This window comes from Massilia sp. P2_C2 (assembly GCF_056404615.1).
This window is the reverse complement of sequence record NZ_JBFUDR010000424.1, coordinates 1-4226: the sequence shown is the minus strand read 5'-3', so window position 1 is coordinate 4226 and position 4226 is coordinate 1. Positions and strand designations below refer to the sequence as shown.

Annotated in this window: 8 protein-coding genes and 1 pseudogene; 5 read left to right on the top strand and 4 right to left on the bottom strand. The window is 68.3% G+C overall.

The annotated features are described in order from the left end of the window. From AC1DYX_RS28600 to AC1DYX_RS28580, 5 genes and pseudogenes are all read left to right on the top strand, one after another. Positions 1 to 590, top strand: a pseudogene (locus AC1DYX_RS28600) (hypothetical protein); the annotation flags it as partial. Between the two features lie 13 nt (positions 591 to 603). Beyond that, positions 604 to 837 (top strand): hypothetical protein, encoded by a 234-nt coding sequence (locus tag AC1DYX_RS28595; protein ID WP_477265213.1) that lies wholly within the window; start codon positions 604 to 606, stop codon positions 835 to 837. 94 nt (positions 838 to 931) lie between these two features. Next, entirely contained in the window at positions 932 to 1144 is a 213-nt protein-coding gene (locus tag AC1DYX_RS28590; RefSeq protein ID WP_477265212.1) for a hypothetical protein, read from the top strand. A 121-nt stretch (positions 1145 to 1265) separates the two neighbouring features. Continuing rightward, on the top strand, positions 1266 to 1478 hold the full coding sequence (locus AC1DYX_RS28585) for a hypothetical protein (RefSeq protein ID WP_477265210.1): 213 nt from the start codon (positions 1266 to 1268) through the stop codon (positions 1476 to 1478). Positions 1479 to 1591: 113 nt separating this feature from the next. Beyond that, positions 1592 to 2047, top strand: coding sequence for a type III secretion system chaperone family protein (locus tag AC1DYX_RS28580; protein WP_477265208.1), 456 nt, complete (start codon positions 1592 to 1594; stop codon positions 2045 to 2047). A 15-nt stretch (positions 2048 to 2062) separates the two neighbouring features. Here the strand turns inward: AC1DYX_RS28580 and AC1DYX_RS28575 are convergent, their stop codons facing one another. From AC1DYX_RS28575 to AC1DYX_RS28560, 4 genes are all read right to left on the bottom strand, one after another. Then, positions 2063 to 2914, bottom strand: coding sequence for a hypothetical protein (locus AC1DYX_RS28575; protein WP_477265206.1), 852 nt, complete (start codon positions 2912 to 2914; stop codon positions 2063 to 2065). After that, the gene (gene sctS, locus AC1DYX_RS28570; protein WP_477265204.1) at positions 2911 to 3171 is read right to left on the bottom strand and encodes a type III secretion system export apparatus subunit SctS; all 261 of its coding nucleotides are present in this window, start codon (positions 3169 to 3171) and stop codon (positions 2911 to 2913) included. Before sctS ends, AC1DYX_RS28575 begins: the two co-directional genes overlap by 4 nt. Before the next feature lie 4 nt (positions 3172 to 3175). Beyond that, positions 3176 to 3820, bottom strand: a complete 645-nt coding sequence (gene sctR / locus AC1DYX_RS28565) for a type III secretion system export apparatus subunit SctR (protein WP_477265202.1) — start codon at positions 3818 to 3820, stop codon at positions 3176 to 3178. Next, a partial coding sequence (locus AC1DYX_RS28560; protein ID WP_477265200.1) for a FliM/FliN family flagellar motor switch protein occupies positions 3804 to 4226 on the bottom strand: 423 nt, incomplete at its 5' end. The genes AC1DYX_RS28560 and sctR, both read right to left, overlap by 17 nt.

Below are 4226 nucleotides of genomic sequence, written 5' to 3'. Positions count from 1 at the left end.
GGCTGGCGCTGGGCGCCGTCGCGGTCCCGGCCACGCTGCTCAGCACCGCGCTGCTGGCGATGCAGCCCGCGTCCCCGACGGCCGCCGTGGCGCACGACGGCGTGCGCCCCGACATCCCGGTGCTGCTGGACAGGATGGGGCAGGGAGCGCTGCATGTCGGCGAGCGCGATGGCCTGACCGTCGTGCAGGGCGTGGTCCGCACGAGCGCCGACGCCGATGCCGTGCGCGACCTGCTGCGCCGCGTGGCGCCCGGGCACGCCGTCGCCCACCTGGCCGTCGTCAACGACGTGCTGGCCAGCATCGGCGAATCGCTGCACGAACCGACGCTGAAGGCCGCCTACGAAGGCAACGGCAACTTCATCGTCCGCGGCACGACCCGCGACGGGGCTGCCGTCCAGCGCAGGCTGGCGCAGCTGGCGGCCGATCTCGGCCCGGCTGTCGGGAAACTCGACGCCGACGTCACCGAGGTGCGCCCCGGCTGGAGCGTGGCCGACAGCGATTCCGCGCTGGACGCCGGCGGCCTGCGCTACGTGCAGTCGCTCGACGGCAGCAAACATTTTCCGGGCGCCTCGATGGCCGCCCATGACTGAACGAGGAGATGCCATGTTCGACGCATTGACACCCCCGATCCTGGCCGACATGGATCGTTTCCAGGCCCTGTCCAGGGCCGACCCCAACGATCCGCGCTGCCGCGCCGTGGTCGTCGCGCTGGAACGGAGCGCCGCCGCCTTCGACCGCTGGGCGGCCGAAGCCGACCCGGCGCTGCGCAAGGAACAGCAGACGCTGCACGCGGGCCTGCTGGCCGCCGCGCAGATCTGCCAGGCCATGCAGCAGTAAAACGTTTCACCCCCAGTAGTACGTAGTCGTTTCGTAGTACCCGTTGTCCAACCAACCGTATCTCGATTTTTAACTTTTTTTAAGGAGTCTCACCATGTCCAAGACCAGCACCGCATCGAGCGTCGCTTCCACCGCAGGCGCCTTCGGCGCCGCCGGCGCCGACATCGCAGCATCCGAAGCAGCAGCCCGTATCACGATGGCCGCGCAGGACAAGATCGCCCAGATCCAGAACGAAATCGCGCTGAACCAGGCCAAGAACTCGATCATCGAGGAACTGGGCAAGGGCGTGAAAGCGCTCGCGCAGTAATCGAACGCCATCCGCGCCGGGGCCGGCTTCGCGCCGGCTCCGTCCGCGGGGCACACGACGTCGCACGCCATTCCGGCACTTTTACCCGTATCCGTAGTCCCCAACATAAAGGAGTTACACCATGTCGAAGACCAGCACCGCATCGAGCGTCGCTTCCACCGCAGGCCTGTACGGCGCCGCCGGCGCCGACATCGCGGCATCCGAAGCAGCAGCCCGCATCACGATGGCCGCGCAGGACAAGATCGCGCAGATCCAGAACGAAATCGCCCTGAACCAGGCGAAGAACTCGATTATCGAAGAACTGGGCAAGGGCGTCAAAGCTCTGGCACAGTAATGCCGGCAACGCCGCCGCCCCCCTCGCGGCGGCGTTTTCCGCAGTATCGGACAACCGGCGCAAGCCGGTTTTTTTTTGTCGACGTTTTTACCTTTCATCGGATCGGGCTTATCGTGAGCGCAGAACGCTATTCCGACGTCGTCCGGCAGCTGTGCGCCGTCATGGGCATCCAGGACGTCGAGGCCGTGCTGGACGAGCGCATCCTCGACGTCGAGGGATTCGAGGTGCTGGTCGACCATCTCGAGGCCGATCCCGGCGCGCTCTACCTCAATTTCAACTACGGCATCGTCACCAGCGGCCGCACGCTGAAGGTGTTCCGCCTGCTGCTCGAGGCCAACCTGCTGATCTATGCGCAGGACCAGGCCCAGCTGGGCATGGACGCGGACACGGGCTGTATCGTGATGATCGTGCGGGTCGAATTCCACGACGGGCTCGACGGCGAAGGCCTCGCCGGGCTGCTGGCGCATTACGCCGAGCACGGGCGCTACTGGCGCGACAATATCTTCCAGACGGACGACGAGATGTTCGAGCAGATCGCCGACGGTTCCTACTTGTGGATGAAGGTGTAGCGCCCGGCCGGGCGCTCAGGTTCGCGCGCCGCGCAGCAGGACGTCGATTTTCGCGATCGCCAGCGCACGCTGGCGGCTGGTGCGCGGCCGCTGGGCATTCAGCAGCAGGACCGGCAGGAGGAGGTGCAGCTGGCGCAGGGCCGGCGCGGCGCGGGAAGAGGGCGGAGGGAGCAGGGCCAGCAGGCGGTTCCTGACGTCCGCCAGTTTGTCGGCGCCCGTCGCGGCGGGCTGGGCCAGGAATTCGCGCGTGATGCGCAGCACGGCCGTCGCCAGCGGCACGGCGTGCGCCGGATCGCTTTGCAGCGTGTGCAGTGCGCGCATGGCGCCGTCGAGCGCGCCGCTGCCGTGGACGGTCCCGACGTGGTCGCGCACGAGACGGTCCACCGCTTGCTGCTGCCGCTCGCGCAGGGCGGGCGCGGGCGCGTGCCAGTCTGCGGCGGCGCGCGGCCAGGGCGATGGCGGGTGCCCGCCCGCGTGCTGGTCCGGCTGGTGTTCCTGGCGGCGGCGTCCGACGCGGATCTGCGGCAATGAAGACGTTTGTGCTTGCGTCTGCGCCTGCGATTCGAGCATCAGGAGCAGTTCTTCGAACTCGCTGGCGCTGTCGGCGGCATCGGCGCCGGCCGCGCCGCGCGCCTTGCGCATGCGCAGCTTGTTCTGCAGGGCGGCCAGGCGGAGGTGGTGTAGCGGGGTGTAGACCAGGTCCGGCGCCCCGGCGTCGGCCGCGGCGGAATGACCAAATCCGGCACGGCGGCCGGACAGGTTGCGCTGCGCGGCCGCCAGGCCCGGTGTCGGGCGGTTGGCGGCCTCGATCTCGGCCTGCGCCTGCAGCAACTGCAGCGCGCCGGGCCCGGCGCCGTCGACCTTCATGCGAAGATAGACTGCATCACGCTGCGCGCGAATTGCAGGATGGCCGAGGCGCCCCAGGGCGCGGCGAGCATGATGGTGACCGACACGGCCACCAGCTTGACGCTGTGCGAGATGCTGGAATCCTGCAGCGACGTCACCGCCTGCAGGAACGAGACGAGCAGGCCGACGAGGGCCGCCACCAGCACGGCCGGCAGCGACACGAGGAGGCACAGCATCATGGCGGAAGACGTCAGGCGTCCGATGTTGTCGAAGTCCATGGTATTAGCGGTAGGTGAGCACGAGGCCGTGGATCAGGGTGGACCAGCCGTCCATCACGACGAATAGCAGCAGCTTGAACGGAATGGCGACGTTGCTGGGCGTGACCTGCGACAGGCCCAGCGCCATCAGGACGTTGGCCACCACGAGGTCGATGACGACGAACACGAGGTATAGCAGGAAACCGATCTTGAATGCGGCCGTCAGCTCGGTCAATACGAAGGCGGGCGCCAGCACGATCAGGTCGTTCGGCTTGAGCTGGGCGACCTTGTCGGCGGGCCACACCTGGGCCGCCGAGCGCAGGAAGAACGCCTTTTCGCGTTCGTTCGTATGCTTGACGAGGAACTGGCGGAACGGGTCGCGCGCGCCGTCGAGCAGCTGCACGACCGCGTTGCCGCCGTCCGCGCCATGGGTCTGCGCCTGCTTCATCGCCTCCATGCCCACCGGCGCCATCACGTAGCACGAGACGATGATGGCGATGCCGTTCAGGACCGTCGTGGGCGGCACCTGCTGGACGCCGATCGCCTGGCGCAGCAGGCCCAGGACGACGACGATCTTGGTGTACGACGTCACCACCATGGCCGCGAACGGCAGTAGCGCAAGCGCGAAGACCGCGAGGATCAGCGAGGCGAAATCAGGCGTCTGGCTCATCTTGGTTCACCATGGTCGAGACCTGGAAGCCGAGCTGCTCGCCGACCACCACCAGCTTGCCGTGGCCCAGCGTCTGGCCGCACGCGACCAGGCGCACGCGCGCGTCGGCCAGCGCCAGCGGCAGTTCGAGGACCTGGCCGGGCTGCAGCGCGCCGATCTGCTGCAGCGGCATGGCCAGCGTGACGATTTCCAGCGTCACGGGCAGCTCCAGCGCGGTGACGTCGGTGGCGGGATGATCCATGTGATCCATCTGATCCATGTGAGGAGACTCCAGGCAAAGGTTGGGTGAGGTGGCGGCGAGCGTGACGGCGCTGCCGTCGATGGCCGCCGCGGCGCTGAAGTGGCGGCCCCGGGTCGCGCCCCAGCGCAGGGTGACGCGGTCGAGCCGGTCGCGGCCGGCCACGCC